Origin of the sequence: Sphingomonas sp. UBA978, from assembly GCF_002292295.1 — a bacterium.
GTDB lineage: Bacteria > Pseudomonadota > Alphaproteobacteria > Sphingomonadales > Sphingomonadaceae > Sphingomonas.
In genome coordinates this window covers 160,967-177,607 of sequence record NZ_DBBS01000021.1, presented here as the reverse complement: position 1 = coordinate 177,607, position 16,641 = coordinate 160,967, and the positions used below count along the sequence as shown (strand labels likewise).

Annotated in this window: 17 protein-coding genes and 1 tRNA gene; 4 read left to right on the top strand and 14 right to left on the bottom strand. The window is 67.6% G+C overall.

Features of this window, described 5'->3' with window-relative positions:
- Window positions 1–33: 33 nt before the first annotated feature.
- The 4 genes from B2515_RS15830 to folE form a co-directional block, all read right to left on the bottom strand.
- A complete protein-coding gene (locus tag B2515_RS15830; protein ID WP_293877976.1) occupies window positions 34–939 on the bottom strand; it encodes an endo alpha-1,4 polygalactosaminidase in 906 nt (301 codons plus the stop codon).
- Window positions 940–1,058: 119 nt separating this feature from the next.
- Entirely contained in the window at window positions 1,059–1,418 is a 360-nt protein-coding gene (locus B2515_RS15825) for a dihydroneopterin aldolase (RefSeq protein ID WP_293877974.1), read from the bottom strand.
- Window positions 1,411–2,157: an SDR family oxidoreductase gene (locus tag B2515_RS15820; protein ID WP_414711416.1), complete on the bottom strand. Its 747-nt coding sequence runs from the start codon at window positions 2,155–2,157 to the stop codon at window positions 1,411–1,413. Before B2515_RS15820 ends, B2515_RS15825 begins: the two co-directional genes overlap by 8 nt.
- On the bottom strand, window positions 2,157–2,777 hold the full coding sequence (gene folE / locus B2515_RS15815) for a GTP cyclohydrolase I FolE (protein WP_293877970.1): 621 nt from the start codon (window positions 2,775–2,777) through the stop codon (window positions 2,157–2,159). Before folE ends, B2515_RS15820 begins: the two co-directional genes overlap by 1 nt.
- A gap of 223 nt (window positions 2,778–3,000) precedes the next feature.
- Here folE and B2515_RS15810 point away from each other — a divergent pair, with 223 nt between their 5' ends.
- The 3 genes from B2515_RS15810 to B2515_RS15800 all read left to right on the top strand — a co-directional run bounded on the left by B2515_RS15810 (window position 3,001) and on the right by B2515_RS15800 (window position 6,579).
- On the top strand, window positions 3,001–5,988 hold the full coding sequence (locus B2515_RS15810; RefSeq protein WP_293877969.1) for a TonB-dependent receptor: 2,988 nt from the start codon (window positions 3,001–3,003) through the stop codon (window positions 5,986–5,988).
- A 75-nt stretch (window positions 5,989–6,063) separates the two neighbouring features.
- Entirely contained in the window at window positions 6,064–6,267 is a 204-nt protein-coding gene (locus B2515_RS15805) for a DUF2945 domain-containing protein (RefSeq protein ID WP_293877967.1), read from the top strand.
- A gap of 48 nt (window positions 6,268–6,315) precedes the next feature.
- Window positions 6,316–6,579, top strand: coding sequence for an SWIB/MDM2 domain-containing protein (locus B2515_RS15800; RefSeq protein ID WP_293877965.1), 264 nt, complete (start codon window positions 6,316–6,318; stop codon window positions 6,577–6,579).
- 131 nt (window positions 6,580–6,710) lie between these two features.
- Here the strand turns inward: B2515_RS15800 and B2515_RS15795 are convergent, their stop codons facing one another.
- From B2515_RS15795 to B2515_RS15770, 6 genes are all read right to left on the bottom strand, one after another.
- Window positions 6,711–6,899: a hypothetical protein gene (locus B2515_RS15795; protein ID WP_293877963.1), complete on the bottom strand. Its 189-nt coding sequence runs from the start codon at window positions 6,897–6,899 to the stop codon at window positions 6,711–6,713.
- 222 nt (window positions 6,900–7,121) lie between these two features.
- A tRNA-Arg gene (locus B2515_RS15790) sits at window positions 7,122–7,198 on the bottom strand.
- A 56-nt stretch (window positions 7,199–7,254) separates the two neighbouring features.
- Entirely contained in the window at window positions 7,255–7,686 is a 432-nt protein-coding gene (locus tag B2515_RS15785) for a DUF1178 family protein (RefSeq protein ID WP_293877961.1), read from the bottom strand.
- Window positions 7,683–8,504 carry a carbon-nitrogen hydrolase family protein gene (locus B2515_RS15780; protein WP_293877959.1) on the bottom strand — a complete coding sequence of 274 codons (822 nt, stop codon included), beginning with the start codon at window positions 8,502–8,504 and terminating at the stop codon, window positions 7,683–7,685. The genes B2515_RS15785 and B2515_RS15780 overlap by 4 nt, the downstream gene beginning before the upstream one ends.
- Window positions 8,505–8,511: 7 nt before the next feature.
- Window positions 8,512–8,769, bottom strand: coding sequence for a glutaredoxin 3 (gene grxC / locus B2515_RS15775; protein ID WP_293877957.1), 258 nt, complete (start codon window positions 8,767–8,769; stop codon window positions 8,512–8,514).
- Window positions 8,770–8,800: 31 nt separating this feature from the next.
- Window positions 8,801–9,541: a ComF family protein gene (locus tag B2515_RS15770; RefSeq protein ID WP_293878496.1), complete on the bottom strand. Its 741-nt coding sequence runs from the start codon at window positions 9,539–9,541 to the stop codon at window positions 8,801–8,803.
- Window positions 9,542–9,622: 81 nt separating this feature from the next.
- Between B2515_RS15770 and B2515_RS15765 the strand changes: the two genes are divergently transcribed.
- On the top strand, window positions 9,623–10,480 hold the full coding sequence (locus B2515_RS15765; RefSeq protein WP_293877955.1) for a class I SAM-dependent methyltransferase: 858 nt from the start codon (window positions 9,623–9,625) through the stop codon (window positions 10,478–10,480).
- Window positions 10,481–10,484: 4 nt separating this feature from the next.
- On the opposite strand, the gene B2515_RS15760 is transcribed toward B2515_RS15765, so the two are convergent.
- The 4 genes from B2515_RS15760 to B2515_RS15745 all read right to left on the bottom strand — a co-directional run bounded on the left by B2515_RS15760 (window position 10,485) and on the right by B2515_RS15745 (window position 16,617).
- The gene (locus B2515_RS15760) at window positions 10,485–10,874 is read right to left on the bottom strand and encodes a response regulator (protein WP_293877953.1); all 390 of its coding nucleotides are present in this window, start codon (window positions 10,872–10,874) and stop codon (window positions 10,485–10,487) included.
- Window positions 10,875–10,932: 58 nt separating this feature from the next.
- A complete protein-coding gene (locus B2515_RS15755) occupies window positions 10,933–13,347 on the bottom strand; it encodes an ATP-binding protein (protein ID WP_293877951.1) in 2,415 nt (804 codons plus the stop codon).
- A gap of 15 nt (window positions 13,348–13,362) precedes the next feature.
- A complete protein-coding gene (locus B2515_RS15750; RefSeq protein ID WP_293877949.1) occupies window positions 13,363–14,676 on the bottom strand; it encodes an EAL domain-containing protein in 1,314 nt (437 codons plus the stop codon).
- A gap of 465 nt (window positions 14,677–15,141) precedes the next feature.
- A complete protein-coding gene (locus B2515_RS15745; RefSeq protein ID WP_293877948.1) occupies window positions 15,142–16,617 on the bottom strand; it encodes a flavin-containing monooxygenase in 1,476 nt (491 codons plus the stop codon).
- Between the last annotated feature and the right edge of the window lie 24 nt (window positions 16,618–16,641).

The window sequence follows — 16,641 nt, the reverse complement described above, 5'->3', positions numbered from 1 at the left end:
GAGGCCGACGCCCCGCTCCGCCGGCCTTGCGGTTCAGTCGCAGGCGAAGCGGAAGCTGCCGTCGAGCGCGACCGGCAGCACGAGGGTACGCAACCCCTCGCTCCGCGCGGCGATGCACAGGCGGTCGCGCTCGCCGCTGGCATTGGTCCGGTAGCCGGCGCGATATTCGGCGTTGAGCACCGGCTTGCCCGCCGCGACGAACGCCCGATAGGCGCCGCATTCGTCATATTCGTGGCACTGCTCGTTGACCGCCAGATCGAAGTCGCCGACCAGCGCCGGGATCTGCGCCAGGTCGTTCTTCAGCGCGATCGCCAGATTGAGCCGATGCGCCTCGGTCGCCAGAAAGCGGTTGAAGTCGATCTGGTCGCTCGCGGTGAACGACAGGCCGGACCGGTTGTCGGGTTCGAAGCCGTCGACATTGTCCGGTTCGACGCCGTCGCACCCCTTGCCCGCCGCCTCGGCGAGGCGCGCGGCCATGATGCTGCGCACATTGGCGCGGCGGATGTCGAGCCAGCGTTCGCCCGCCCAGCCGTCGAGCGGATTGCCGAGATCGACAGCAGCGAATCGCGCATAATCGGGCCGCCAGTTCTCCGCACTGCCGGCGGAGAAATAGCACAATACCCGTCGCCCCTGCGCGTGCAGCGCGGTCACGGTCGCCCGCGGCGTATCGAACAGGTCGACGTCATAGATGGCGACGTCGGGCCGGGTGTCGATCGTACCGCTCAATTGCCATTGCCACGTGTCCGAGACGCGCGGCGTCCAGCGGCTGGTCGGCGTCGCACCGGGCTGCGGCGCTGCCGTCGTCGGTGCCGGCGTCGGCGCCGATGTCGACGGGGGCGCGGGCGTCGCTGCCACGACATCGTCGCCCGCTCCGCCGCCCCCGCAACCCGACAGCAGCGGCATCAGCCCGCACATCGCCCCCGTCATCATCCCGCGCATCACCGAATCACCCCCGCCCCGCGGACGCCATCGTCCGTCGGGAATCCCTGCGCCCATAAGGATTCGACCGGACCGGCGCTATCGATCGCGGCCGCTATCGTCACGATCCGGTCCACCGCTCACCCGGCGTAACGCTCCCGCACGATCTCGCACCCCACCGCGGCATCCGGATAGACGTCCGGCTTCATCGATCGGACCCGCACCGCGCGGACGCGGGGGTCGGCGAGGCAGAGCGCGGCGACCGCATCGACCAGCGTTTCCTGCAAGGCGAAACCCGGCCCCTCGACCAGCGCACGAATGCCGTCGCGGACGAAGTCGTAATCGAGCACCTCCTCGATCCGATCGGCGCCGGGTGGCGCGGCATAGTCGACCGTCATCCACACCGACAGGCGGACGCGTTGCGGCACGGCTTCGTGCGGGTGGATGCCGAGCCGCATCGCGACCTCCAGCCCTTCGAGGATGATGGTATATTCAGCCATCGCGCCCCTCGAACATCACGTCGCCGTCGCGCTTCACGAAGCGCTGGCCGCCATCCACGTACAATGTCTGCCCGGTGACGCTGCGCGCGCCGAGCAGATAGACCACCGCTTCGGCGACGTTCGCCGCCCCGACCGGGCGGCGGAGCAAATTGTCGCGCGCGACCGCGGCGAAGTCGGCCTCGCTCTGGTCGCCGCTCGGCAGGGTGATGCCCGGTGCCACGGCGTTGACGCGCACGCGGGGGGCGAGCGCCTGCGCCAGCATCTCGGTCGCGCCGGCCAGCGCATATTTGCTGAGCGAATAGCTGAAGAAATCCGGATTGGGATTGGCGAGCTTCTGGTCGAGCAGGTTGACCACCGCGCCGTCGTCCACGTCGTCCTGCGCCGCCAGCGCGGCGGCGAGCAGCGCCGGCGTCACCGCATTGATCGCATGCAGCCGCGCCGCCAGCGCCGGATCGATTCCCTCGGGCCGGTCATATTCGAACATCGACGCGCTGTTGACGAGGCCAGCGATCGGACCGCCCGCCGCGGCCCGCGCCCGCGCGAACAGCGCCGCCGCGCCCGCCGTATCGGCGAGGTCGCCCTGCACGGTCGCACCATCCAGTTCCGCGGCGAGCGCCTCCGCCTCCCCCGCCGACCGGCCGTAGTGGATCACGACGCGCGCACCCGCCGCCGCCACCGCACGCGCGATCGCCGCCCCCAGCCGCTTCGCACCGCCGGTGACCAGCACCGTCCCCGGCATCAGCATCCCATCAGCGCCAGCACTTCCTTGCGGCTGCGGTCGTCGTCGCGGAACACGCCCATCATCCGGCTGGTCACCATCGACACGCCGGGCGTGCGGACGCCGCGCGCGGTCATGCAGGCGTGGCTCGCCTCGATCACCACCGCCACCCCCTGCGGCTTCAGATTGTCCCAGATACAGTCGGCGACCTCGGCGGTCAGCCGCTCCTGCACCTGCAACCGGCGCGCGAAGCCGTGGAGGACGCGGGCGAGCTTGCTGATCCCGACGACATGGTCCTTCGGCAGGTAGGCGATGTGCGCCTTGCCGATGATCGGCGCCATATGGTGTTCGCAATGCGACTGGAACGGAATGTCCTTGAGCAGCACGATCTCGTCATAGCCGCCGACCTCCTCGAACACGCGTTCGAGGTGCCTGGCGGGATCGTCGCCATAGCCCGCGCAATATTCCTTCCACGCCTTGGCCACGCGGCGCGGCGTGTCGACCAGCCCTTCGCGAGTCGGATCGTCGCCGGCCCAGCGGATCAGCGTGCGGATCGCCTCGGCGACGTCCGCGGGCACGGCATCCGCCGCGGCCGCCTCGATCAGGTCGCCGTTGTCCGGCGAAGCGATGGGATCAGTCATGTGATAAGCCTTTCGATACGACCGCGTCGCTGCATTGCACCCAACCTTAAGTTCGATTCTGCAACTGTTCCACCCTGACGCCGCGGCCCGACATTGCGTATTTACGTAGGAGAATTCGATTGACGCGACAAAATTTCCGACGCTAGTTTCGCCATACCCAAAACAGGAACTTCCGTATCACCGGCGACAGACCGGAGGAACGGGACCGGGAGAGGACGCCATCATGAAGAAGTATGACCTGCTTGCGGCATCGGCCCTCGTCATGCTGGCGGCGATTCCCGCCGCCGCACAGACGGCCGATACCACGTCGTCCCAGAACACGGCACCCACCAACGGCCCCGGCCAGGAAGCGCCCTCCGCACCCGCCGGCGCCGCGACCGACAGCAACGTCGGCGACATCGTCATCACCGCGCAGCGCCAGTCGCAGCGGTTGCAGGACGTGCCGATCGCGGTCAGCGCCTTCACCGCGCAGAATCTCGAGAAGCAGCAGATCGTCAACCCGATCGCGTTGCAGCAGACGCTGCCCAACGTCACCTTCACCAAGACCGGCTATACCACGTCGAGCTTTACCATCCGCGGCATCGGCGACCTGTGCGTCGGTGCGACCTGCGATCAGGCGACCGCGATTCACGTCAACGACATGCCGCTGTCGACGACGCGCCTGTTCGAAAGCGAATTCTTCGACCTCGAGCGCGTCGAGGTGCTGCGCGGGCCGCAGGGGACGCTGTTCGGCCGCAACGCGACATCGGGCGTCGTCAACTTCATCACCGCCAAGCCCGACCTCAGCGGCGTCCATGCCGCCGGCGAATTCGAATATGGCAATTTCGATTCGAAGCGGGCGCGCGGCATGTTCAACCTGCCGATCGGCGACACGCTCGGCATCCGCATCGCCGGCACCTATCTGAAGCGCGACGGCTATACCCGCAACACCTACGACGACAGCCGCATCGATGGGCGCGACCTCTATTCGATCCGCGGCACGCTATCGTGGGAGCCGTCCGCCGACACGCGCATCGACCTGATCGGCTATTACTTCCACGAGAAGGACAATCGCAGCCGCATCCAAAAGCAATTGTGCCACCGCGATCCCACCGGCGTGCTCGGCTGCCTGCCCGACACCAAGGGGTTCGAGACGACCAACGGCCTGTCGACGCTGGCGGCGGTGCTGACCTCGACCGAATTCTTCCGCGTCAACAACGCCGCGCTGGCGCCGTTCGCGCTGCAGAGCCTCTACGGCACCGATCCCTATGCCGGCGTGGTCAACCCGACGGACGTCCGCACCGTGCGGATCGACTACAACCCGACCTATTTCGCCGACGAGGAGCAATATACCGCCAAGATCTTCCACGATTTCGGTCCGGTGAGCTTCAACTTCACCGGCGGCTATGCCCGCAATTCGGTCGACAGCACGGTCGACTATAACCTCGCGGTCGAGGGATCGCTCGCCACCAATCCGGGGCTGGCGGCGCTCAACGCCTTCGGGCGGCCCGGCGGTCCGGCACCGTTCCTCAACGGCGTCCGCCAGACGCTGATCCCCAACGGCCCCGCCGGCGGCGTCTGCCAGTCCTCTGCCGACCCGAGCAACGTCGGCGTGTTCGGCGGCAACAGCATCGGCTGCTTCCCGCAGAGCCTCGATTTCGACCGGTCGCGAATCCGCAACCGGCAGTTCACCGCCGAGGCGCATATCGACAGCAACTTCGACGGCCCGTTCAACTTCCTGCTCGGCGGCATCTATCTGGACAGCCTGAGCCGCGACAACGACTATTTCGTCAACGCCTTCGGCCTCGATTACGCCTCCGGCATCCTCGGCGCGGCCTCGTCCGCGGCGATCCCCGGCGTCGGCGGCAACGCCTTCGTCGGGCCGCCCTTCTACCGCAACGACACCCGGCGGTTCCGCCTCAAATCCTACGGCATCTTCGGCGAAACCTATGTCGCGTTCAGCGACCGGGCCAAGCTGACGCTGGGGCTGCGCTACAATCACGACGAAAAGGAGGTGCAGGCGCGCAACCTGACGCTGAACGTGCTGACGCCGTACAATGCGGGCGGCATCGAGAGCGGGCTGAACTACGCCGCGGTCGATTTCGACCCGACGACGGCGGGCATCCAGGATTATGCGCGGCGCGACGCCGCGTTCGGGCGGCTGACCGGGCGCGCGGTGTTCGACTACAAGATCGACGACGACAAGCTGGTCTACGCCTCCTATTCGCGCGGCTATAAATCGGGCGGCATCAACCCGCCGGTCGCCGCCAGCTTCTCGGTGCCGCAGACCTTCACGCCCGAAAAGGTCGACGCGTTCGAAATCGGTTCGAAGAACACCTTCGGCAACGGCACACTCCGCCTCAACCTCACCGGCTTCTACTATAAGTACAAGGGGTTGCAGCTAAGCCGCATCGTCGCGCGCACCGCCGTCAACGACAATGTCGACGCCAATATCTACGGCGTCGAGGCGGAGGCGATCATCTCGCCGATCGCGCGCTTCGTGGTCAACATGAACGCCAGCTACCTCAAGACCGAGATCACCGGCGACAAGGCGCTCATCAACCCGCGCCTGCCGTCGGGCGGGCGCAGCGACACGGTCCTCATCAAGGACATCACCAACGCGTCCAATTGCGTCGTCATCCCCAATGCCGGCGGCGCGGCGGCGGCGAACGCCTATGTCGGCGCGGTCAACGGCGCGATCGGGCTGCGCGCGCCGACCGCGATCCCGGCGACCGGCACGACAGGGGCGTACGGCATCTGCTCCGCACTCGCCGCCTCCGCGGCATCGCCGTCGGCGGCGTTGCGCGCGGCGTTCGGCGTGCCGACCGGCGCCCTGCCGTTCACCGTGACCGACGGCGTACCGGTCGGGTTGAACGGCAATAAGCTGCCCCAGGCGCCGACCTACAAATGGGCGATTGGCGCACAATATACCGTCGACCTTGCCGGCGGCTGGACGGTCGTGCCGCGCGCCGACCTCAATTACACCGGCAATTTCTCGGCGAGCGTGTTCAACCTCAACGTCGATCGCGTGCCGGGCTATGAGGTGGTCAATGCGCAGATCCAGGTCAACGCGCCCGACGACCGCTTCTACCTGCGTGCGTTCGTGCAGAACCTGACCGACAACGACGCGATCACCGGCCAGGCGGTCGCGGACCAGTCGTCCGGCCTCTACACCAACATCTTCACGATCGAACCGCGCCGCTACGGCGCCGCGGTCGGGTTCAAGTTCTGATCCCCGCCCCGCTCGCTTGCAACCCTTTGCCACTCCGCGCGATTCCATCGTGCGGGGGGCAGCAGGAGACGAACGATGGCTGATGTGAAGGTCGGCGACGACGTGACGTGGAAGAGCCATGGCGGCACCGCGCACGGCACAGTCGAGAAAAAGCAGACGAGCGACACCAAGATCAAGGGGCACACGGTGCGCGCCTCGAAGGAGGAGCCGCAATATATTGTAAAGAGTGACAACGGGGGAAAGGCGGCGCACAAGGCGGCCGCGCTCAAAAAGGCGTGACACTCAAGCGCGTCCGGGCTGGACCGGGCGCAGACAGGAAGGAATGCGATGGCTACGACACCACCCAAAACCGGCGGCATCCACGCCCCCGTGCAGCCCTCGCCCGAACTCGGCGCGATCGTCGGCAACGAGAAGCTGCCGCGCAGCCAGGTCATCAGCAAGGTGTGGGAATATATCAAGTCCAACAACCTGCAGAACCCTGCGAACAAGCGCGAGATCCTCGCAGACGACAAGCTGCAGAAGGTGTTCGGCCGGGACAAGGTCACCATGTTCGAGATGAACAAATACATCTCGCAGCACGTGAAGGCCTGACCCGAAACGGCATTTCATCGGGAGCATCGCGCCGCGACCGGCCGGCGATGCTCCCGACAGGATAGCGGCCGGCCGATCCGTCCAGCCGGGAATAGCAACATCTGTCGCGGATCGACCCCGCGACGCTCGGATCAGCGCGTGCGGGACGCCATGAACGGCATCGCCAGCGTCGACGCGACGATCATCACCACACCTGCAGCGACATAGAGCCAGAACCCGATCGGACGCAGGGTCATCGGCGCGCACCCGACGCCGACCGCGCAACCGGCGTGGCCGACCGCAGCGCAGCAATGGAAGTCGGTTTCGGCAATGCGCCGCATGTCATGGCGATGATCCTGTCAGCCTGACCTGCGCCCTAGCACGGGATTGTTGCGGCGATCTTGCAGTGGCACGGCGGGAGCACCGGGGGGAGACCCGACCGCCGTGCCCGAAAAGCTATGAGCCCGATCCTGATCCAGGGCAAGCCAATGTGTTGCTGGAAAATTAACCGGCTGTACCGCAGCGGGATTCGGACGTGACCGACGCGGGCACGCGCGAGACGATGGTGACCCCGGCGCGATTCGAACGCGCGACCTACAGATTAGGAATCTGGCGCTCTATCCTGCTGAGCTACGGGGCCGTCGCGCACCCTGATACCGGCCGGCGCCGCGCCGGTCTAGCCACGTCGCGCCGGCGTCAGTTGGACTTTTCGGGCGGCACCACCGGCAGCGGCAAAGGCGCGACCTTCACCCCCTCGTCGACCAGCGCCTTCGTCTCGGCGATGCTCGCCTGACCATGGATCGGCTTATGGTCTTCCTCGCCCTGATGCATCGCCCGGGCGCGGCTGGCAAAGGCATCGCCGACCCATTGCGACCCCTCCAGCGCCCTGGCCTGCGCCGCCGCCAGCTGGTGCAGCGCCTGCTTGACCAGCGCAGGCGGCGGTGCCTCGCCACGCCGGTTGCCCTTGGTGGGAATGCCGGGCGCCATCACCGCCTTTTCGATCGCCGTGTCGCCGCAGAACGGACAGGCGACCTGCCCCGCCGCCGCCTGATCGGCATAGGCGGTGCTGGACGCGAACCATGCCTCGAACACATGGCCCGCGTCGCAGCGCAGGTCGAAGACGATCATGCCCGCGTGATCGGCGGGATGGCGCGACGATGCGCCAGCACCGGGATGCGACCGCGCACCTCGGCGACCTGCGCCACGTCGATCTCGGCAAAGCCCAGCCCGCGCGCGGTGCCCATGTCGAGCAGCACCTCGCCCCACGGGTCGACGACCAGCGAATGGCCATAGGTGCTGCGCCCGTCCTCATGCGCGCCCGCCTGCGCGGCGGCGATGACGAAACAGCCGTTCTCGATGGCGCGCGCGCGCATCAGCGCATGCCAGTGCGCCGCGCCGGTCGGCCGGGTGAAGGCGGCCGGAATGGCGAGCAGCACCGCGCCCGCTTCCGCCAGTGCCGCATAGAGCGCCGGAAAGCGCAGGTCGTAGCAGATCGACAGACCCAGCGCCCCGGCCGGCGTATCGACGACCACCGCACCCTCGCCAGGCGCATAGGCAGCGGATTCGCGCCAGCTCTCGCCGGTCGGCAAATCGACGTCGAACAGATGCAATTTGTCGTAGCGGGCGCGGATCGCCCCGCTGGCGTCGATGACGAAGCTGCGGTTGGCGAGCCGTCCGTCCCCGCGCCGCAGCGCGAGCGAGCCGAGCTGAACCCAGATCCCCGCCGCCGCCGCCGCATCGCGCACGGTGGCGAGCACCGGATCGTCCGCCTCGGCATGGATCGCCGCGGCGGCGCGGGCGCGATCGCGGTCGATCAGGCCAGCCATCTCCGGCACGAAGATCATGCCCGCGCCGTTCACCGCCGCGGCGGCGATGCCGTGGCGCAGATCGGCGGCGTTGACGGCGGGATCGATCCCGCTCGTCATCTGCAGCAGCGCGATCCTCATGCCGGCGTCACGCCGTCAGCAGCGGATCGAGCCCCCCGCGGGCATCCAGCGCGGCAAGGTCGTCGGACCCGCCGATATGCCGCCCGTCGATGAAGACCTGCGGCACGGTCGTGCGGCCGTTGGCGCGCTGGATCATCTCCTGCCGCTGCGGGCCACCCATGCTGATGTCATATTCCTGCGCCTCGACGCCCTTCGACGCGAGCAGCCGCATCGCACGCGAGCAATAGGGGCAGAACGCCTTGGTATAGATTTCGACCTTTGCCATGGTCAGGACGTGTGGTCTGTGACCAGGCTTGTCAATCGGCGGCCGCCGCCTCGTCCGCGATCACGCGCGCCCAGCACAGGATCGTGACCGACGCCGCGCCCGCCGCGATCAGCGCGCGGGTGCACGCGGCCGCGGTCGCGCCGCTGGTGTAGACGTCGTCGACCAGCCCGATCGCCCTGCCCCGCACCCGGTCGCGGTCGGGCACGGCAAAGGCGCCCGCCACCGCCTTGCGCCGCGCGCGCGCGCCCAGCCCCTTCAGGGCGACGGTCCGGCGACGGCGGACCAGCGCGAAGGGATCGTGCGCGACGCCGGTGCGGCGGTGCAGCGCCGCCGCGATCAGCCCCGCCTGGTTATAGCCGCGCGACCACAGCCGCCAGCGGTGCAGCGGCACCGGCACCAGCAGGTCGAGCCCCTCCGGCATCCCCGGCGCCATCCGCTCCGCCATGGTCGCGGCGATGCCGATCCGGCGCCCGTATTTGAGCTTCAGCGCCAGCTGCCGCGCCACCGGGCCGTAGGCGACCGCGGCACGCACGCCCCGATGCTGCGGCGGATCGGCGAGGCAGGGCGCGCAACGCGCACCCTCGCCACGATCGAAGGCGAAGGGCCGGTTGCAGCCGGCGCACCACGGCGGGGCCAGCAATCGCAAGCCACTCCAGCAGGCAGCGCAGAAGCGGTGATCGGCGGACACCGGCGTGCCGCAACCCGGGCAGCGCGGCGGCAATGCCCAACCCGATACGGTGCCCGATATCGCGCCGACGGCCCGTCGCGCCACCGCCGCCGCCTGTCCGATCGCGCCACCCCCCGTCCGCATGGCCGCTTGTCGCGCACCGCTGCAACAGGCACAAGCCGCGCCGTGACCGCCGCCCAGACCCCTGCCGACATCTTCGACCGCCCGTCCCGCCGCCGGCGCCGCGACCGCGCCGCCGCGGGCGACTATCCCGCCCACGCCTTCCTGCGCGACGTCATGGTCGAGGGGCTGCTCGAACGGCTCGACGCGGTGAAGCGCGGATTCGACGACATGCTCGACATCGGCGCCCCCGATGCCGGCCTTCGCGTGCCCGGCGCACGGATCGCCCGCCTCGACCCCGGCTTCGGCTTCGCCCGAGCCGTCGGCGGGGTGCAGGGCGACGAGGATCGCCTGCCCTTCGCCGATGCCAGTTTCGACGGCGTGCTCAGCGCGGGCGTGCTCGATCAGGTCAACGACCTGCCCGGCGCGCTGACCCTGATCCGGCGCGTGCTGCGTCCCGACGGCCTGTTTCTCGGCGCCTTCCTCGGCGGGGGCAGCCTGCCCGCACTGCGCGCGGCATTGCGCGTCGCCGAGGGCGATCGCCCCGCGGCACGGCTGCATCCGCAGATCGACGTCCGCTCCGCCGGCGACCTGCTGATGCGTGCCGGCTTTGCGCTGCCGGTCGCCGATGTCGAGACGTTCGACGTCCGCTACGCGCATCTCGGGCGATTGCTCGACGACCTGCGCGGCATGGCGGCGAGCAATATCCTGACCGGCCGGTCGGGCATGACGCGCGACACGCTGGCGCGCGCCGCCGCGGCCTTCGCCGGCGCCGCCGGTCCGGACGGGCGCACCACCGAACGTTTTGCGATCGTGTTCGTCACCGGCTGGGCGCCGGATGCCTCGCAGCCGAAGCCGGCCCGCCGTGGCAGCGCCACCGCCTCGCTGGCCGCCGCCTTGCAGGTGCCGCCCGCAAAGGGCTGACGGATCAAGCGATCATGCCGTCCTGTGCGCCGCGCGCCAGGATGCGGCCCATCGCCTCGAACAAAGCGTCCATCGCGACCGGTTTGAACAGCACCTCGTCCGCCCCCGCCGCTATGCATCGTTCGCGCAGGTCGAGCGCGGTATCGGCGGTGATGACGATGATCGGCACCGTCGCCTTGGCATCGGCGCGGGCGCGGATGTGCTCGATCGCGGTGATCCCGTCCATGCCGGGCATCCGCAGATCGATCAGCAGCATGTCGAACGTCTGCGCATCGAGCGTCGCCAGACCCGCTTCGGCGCTCTCCGCCTCGGTCATGCTGGCGCCGGCGACGTCCAGCATGTCCCGTACGACGCGCCGATTCATCCGGTCGTCCTCGATGAACAGGACGTTCATCGCCCGGACATCTGCTTGGTAGGCGGTTTCGGCGGCAGCATGGTCTTGCGTCTACGCTTCATGCCGCCTGCGATACAAGGGCGTCGTCACCCGACGCATATAAGGATGCGACCAATGACACGCCGCTGACCGGTTTGATAACGTTAGTAAAACGCGGCGTCGTTGCGATACCGTCACAATGAGGATCGCTGCCGGCGGGCCACAGGATGACGATCCCCGCGCCGCCGCCCTGCTGTGCCAGCCGTTCTGCCGCCATGACGGCATCGCCGGTCGCCGACAGGACCGCGGCGTCGATCAGAATGCGCTCGACGCCGCCGCGAGCGAGGATCGGCAGGGCATCGTCCAGCGATGCCGCCAGCGCAATCTCCCCGGCATGCGGCGCCAGCAGCGTCTTCAGCATGCTGCGGGTGATCGGACTGCGATCGACGATCAGCAGCGCCGGCGTCGGCGCTGCCCCGGCGCTCTCGGCATCGACCGCGGGGGCGAGCACCAGCGGCAGGTCGACCGTGAAGCGCGATCCGGCGCCGGGCGCGCTCGATACGGTAACGTCGCCGCCCATCGCGCGCGCGAGGTTGCGGCAGATCGACAGGCCCAGTCCGGTGCCGCCGAACTGGCGCGTCGTGCTGGTGTCGGCCTGACGGAACGATTCGAAGATCTCCTCGCATTTGTCGGGCGCGATGCCGACGCCGGTATCGGCGATGACGATGTGCAGCCGGTCGTCCCTGGTGGCGGCGACGCTCAGCGACACCCCGCCGGTTGCGGTGAACTTCAATGCGTTCGACATCAAATTGAACACCACCTGCCGCAGCCGCACCGCATCGCCGACGATCATGCCCGGGCAATCGTCCAGATCGCGCGCGAAGGTCAGCCCCTTGGCGCGCGCCTGATCGTCCCACAGCCGCGTCGAATCGCGCAGCATCGCATCGAGGTCGAACGGTGCCGCCTCGATCACCAGATTGCCCGTCTCCATCTTGGCGACATCGAGGATGTCGTCGACCAGCGCGCGCATCGTCACGCCCGCGCTGTGCACCACGGTCAGCCGGTCGCGCGTCGCCCCCGCCACGCCCTGATCGGCGAGCATCACCTGCGTCATGCCGAGGATGCCGTTCAGCGGCGTGCGGATCTCGTGGCTGGTGGTCGCGAGGAACTCCGTCTTCGCCGCCAGCGCCTTGCCGAGCGCGGTGTTGGTCACGGCGAGGTCAGCGTTGGCCGCACGCACCTTGTTGCGGCTGCGGCGCAGCGTGACGAGGCCGAAGGCGAGCATCGCCACGATCAGCACCGCCGCCGCCGCGACGCCGAGGAAGATGTTGCGCTGCGTCCGCGCCCGCGTCTGTTCGTACGCCACGTTCCGCCGCGCCTCGTCGCGCTGCAGATTGGCGATCTTGAGTTCCTGATTGGCGAAATCGAACCGCGCCGCCATCAGCGCCGCCCCCGTCGACCGCGCCAGCGTCGTCGCCTCGTCGTCGAGCCGTTTCAACGCGACCAGATGCCGGAGCGCAAGGTCGTGCGCGCCGGTCGCGTTGTAGATGGTGTAGGCGCTCTGATGGGCGGTCCGGTCGATCAGGGTCGTACGGTCCAGATCCTCGCCGGCGAACCGCTCGCCGATCAGGGCCGCGGCACGGCGCGGATCGCCGCGCTGATAGGCTGCCTGCGCGGCGAGGCCGATCAGGAACTTGCGATACGACGCCGCCTCGCCCCGCTCGGCCAGCCGCAATCCCTCGTCGATCGCCTGCTGGGCACCCGCGACGTCGCGGCCGAGCAGACGCGCCTCCGCGATATTGGCGAGCACGACGATGCGCAGCAACGGGCTGCCCATCTCCTGCGTCAGTGCCAGCGCCTGACGGAACTGCGCCTCGGCGTCGCGATAGCGCTTGAGGTCTTTGAAGGCATTGCCGCGATTGTTGTACAGCGTCATCGCCAGCATCGGATCGGCTTTGTACGCTTCGAGCGCCTGCCCGTAATAGCGCAGCGCGTTCGCATAGTCGTTCGCATCGGCATAGAGCGAGCCGATCGACTGGAGCGCCTTCGCCTGACTGCGCGTTTCGCCCAACGCACGAAAGATCGCATAGCCGCGTTGATAGGCGCTGAGCGCCGCCGCGACATCGCCCTGCGCGGTGTTGATCCACCCGCTCGCCAGCAAGGCGTCGCCCTGCAGATTCGACCCGGGTGCGACGCGCGACGTCAGTTCGACCGCACCGGTAATCAGCGGCTCGGCACGCGCCAGATCGTTCAGCCGGGACAGCGCTTCGCCCCGCAGCCACATCGCCGTCGCGCGTTGCACGGCATGCCCGCGCGTCGGCGGCTGGCTATCCGCCAGACGCTCGGCGGCATGCGCCTTGGTCTCCGCTTCGCGCGGGTCGGTCAGCATCGCCGCCTTCGCATCGGCGATCAGGGCATCGAACGCGGCGGTCCGACTGTCCAGCGCAGCGGCCCCCGCCGGCATCAGCAGCAGGGCGCACACGAACATCACCATGCGCAACGCCATCGTTCAGGCCATGCGGCGTGGCGTGGCGAAACCTGCGAATGCGGCAAGCGGGTCGGGCGTCGGCGCGCGATGGCGCCCTTCCTCCAGATACTGGAACAGCGATTCGAGCACGACAGGGCGGCTGATGAGGAACCCCTGCACCATGTCGCAGCCCATCACCGTCAGCAGCGCGAGCGCCGCATGCGTCTCCACGCCCTCGGCGACCACTTCCATCTCCAGCGCGTGTGCGAGATCGATGGTCGACCGCACGATCAGCGGATCGCGGTTGGAGCTGGTCAGCTGCGTCACGAACAATTTGTCGATCTTCAGCTCGCGTGCGGGCAATTGCTTGAGATAGGCGAGCGACGACAGGCCGGCGCCGTAATCGTCGATCGCGATGGTGATGCCGAAGTCGGCGAAGATGTTGAGGTTGGCGATCGCGCCGGCCGGATCGCGAATGACCGAGGTTTCGGTGATCTCGAACCCCAGCTTGGCATCGCTGCCGCCGACGAGGTCGCACGCCTCACGCACAAACGCCGCATCGCCAAGCAGTTGCCCGGCGATATTGATGAACAGCCGCAGCTGATGCCCCCGCGCGGCGAGCTTGCGCTGATCTTCAATGGCCTGACGTATAGTCCACAACGTCATCCGACCGATCAGATTGCATTCTTCCGCGATAGGAATGAAGTCGTTGGGCATGACCAGCCCGCGCGTCGGATGACGCCAGCGCACCAATGCTTCGGCACTGGTGATCTCCTGCCGGCGTACATGCACCTTCGGCTGGTAATGTAGCACGAGTTGTTCGTCGTCGATCGCGATCGCCAGTTCGCTCGCCAGTTGCAGCACATCCGGCATGGTGCGTGGAGGGAGCGCATGCGTCACCGCGCGATATCCCGCACGCGCCTCGGCCAGAGCCACCTCCGCCTGTTCCACCATCGCCACTTCGTCGACATTGGATGTGGGCGCACTGGCTGCGCCCGACGTTATCATGACGATGACGTTCTGATCGTCGATCACAAACGGCCGCGCGCAGGCCGCCTTGATCGCAGTGATGATCGTGTCGGCCGCATCCGGTCGGGCATCGCGAAATGCGCAGGCAATCTGCGTCCGTCCGATGGGCGCGATGCTCGCGACCGGAGCCACCCTCCCGATTCGGTCCGATATCAGCCCGACGAGCAGGTCCGCGCGCTGGCAGCCAAGGCGACGGCGCAGATCCGTAAAGTTCGCGATCTCGAGCAGCACGTGAAACCGCCATGCGTCCGTCGCCACCTGCGCGGTTTCTCCCCGGGCCTGAGAGGCGGACTTATCCACGGTTTCCGGGCGTTGCGCGACGGTCATGACCCATTCCGACTAAGCCCGAGTGTTGAAGAATGCATTAACTCCCCCTGACAGGGCCCCTCCCGGGAATGCGATTGGAAAATGCTTAATTTTCTGTTAACGTTGGCACGCATCCTAAAGGTGCCAAATAGGGAGATAAGCATGTCGGTTCTTTTCGCTCTGGTGCTCGCCGCCATCTCGATCAACATCAAGCCCTGGTGACATCGATCCCGGCTCGGTCGCTTTGACGCGTGAGTCGCGTGACTCCGCTGAAGGGGGCCGAGCCGGAATTCTTCGCAAAAGTGCGGTTTTCAGCCCGCGACGATGACGCGGCACGCGCCCGTGCGGACCCATGCGGAACCATATCCCGATGGTCTCGCTGGCGTGACAGGGGCTCCGACGCAGCCGAACGGCTGGTCGATTGCGCTGATCTCTGACTGAATGCGGTCAGGCGAATCGGGGACGCTACATGCCCCGATACAGGACTTAAGCCGCCAACCGCCCCGACCTCGGTGCCGGATTCCCGAACACCATATCGTCGTCCACCGACCCCAGCCGCAGCGCCAGTACGTCCAGCGCATAATTCTGGTTGAGCTTCCACGGCTTGCGCGCGCCCTGCTTGGGCAGCGTATGTTCGGCGCGCTGGATATAGCCCGAGCTGAAATCGACGAACGGCTCGGTCGCCATGCTCGCATCGCTGTTGTGCGGCGTCGCCTGTCGCAAGCCGCGCTTCTTCATCGTGTTGAGCAGGCGGCAGACGTACATCGCGACCAAGTCCGCCTTCAGCGTCCAGGAAGCATTGGTATAGCCGAAGGTATAGGCGAGGTTCGGCACGTCCGAGAACATCATCCCCTTATATTGCAGCGCTTTGGACAGGTCGATCGGCACGCCGTCCGTGCTGAAGCGCACGTCGCTGAGCAATTGCAGCTCCAGGCCGGTCGCGGTGACGATGACGTCCGCAGGCAGTTCCTCGCCCGAATGCAGGCGGATGCCGGTTTCGGTGAAACCGTCGATCGTATCGGTGACCACCGACGCATCGCCCCGCTTGAGGCTTTCGAACAGGTCCGCGTCCGGCACGAGACACAGCCGCTGGTCCCACGGATTGTAGCGCGGCGTGAAATGCGTATCGACGTCATAGTCCGGGCCGAGATGGTCGCGGACCATGCCGATCAGGCGCTGCTTGAATTTCTCCGGCCGCTTCTTGGCGATACGATAGAAGACCATGCTGGTCAGCACGTTCTTCCAGCGGGTGACGCCGTACGCCGCCTTGGCGGGCAGCTTGGTGCGCAGCCAGTTGGCGATCTTGTCCTCCCCAGGACGGGAAACGACATAGGTCGGCGATCGCTGCAACATGGTGACGTGCGCGGCCTTCTTCGCCATTTCCGGCACCAGCGTCACGGCGGTCGCGCCGCTGCCGATCACGACGACGCGCTTGCCGTCATAGTCCAGATCCTCGGGCCACAATTGCGGGTGCACGATGCGGCCGCCGAAACGCTCGGCGCCGGCGAATTCGGGCGTGTAGCCCTTGGCATAATTGTAATAGCCCGAACACATGCACAGGAAATTGCAGGTGAAGGTCAGCGGCTCACCGTCGGGGCCGATGACCTCGACCGTCCAGCGCGCATCCTCGGTCGACCAGGCGGCACTGGTGACGTGGTGGCGGAAGCGGATGTGACGGTCGATGCCGTAGGTCCGTGCCGTCTCCTCGACATAGGCGCGGATCGACGGGCCGTCCGCGATCGATCGGGCCGCCGTCCAGGGATGGAAGGAGAAGCCGAGCGTGTGCATGTCGCTGTCGGATCGGATACCCGGATACCGAAACAGGTCCCAAGTGCCTCCCAGCGCCGCCCGCCCCTCGAGGATCACATAGCTGCGGTCCGGGCACCGTGTCTGCAGGTGATAGCCCTGCCCCACGCCCGAAATACCGGCGCCCACCACGACCACGTCGACATGCTCGGCCATCGGCCCCTCCACCATACCCGTTAT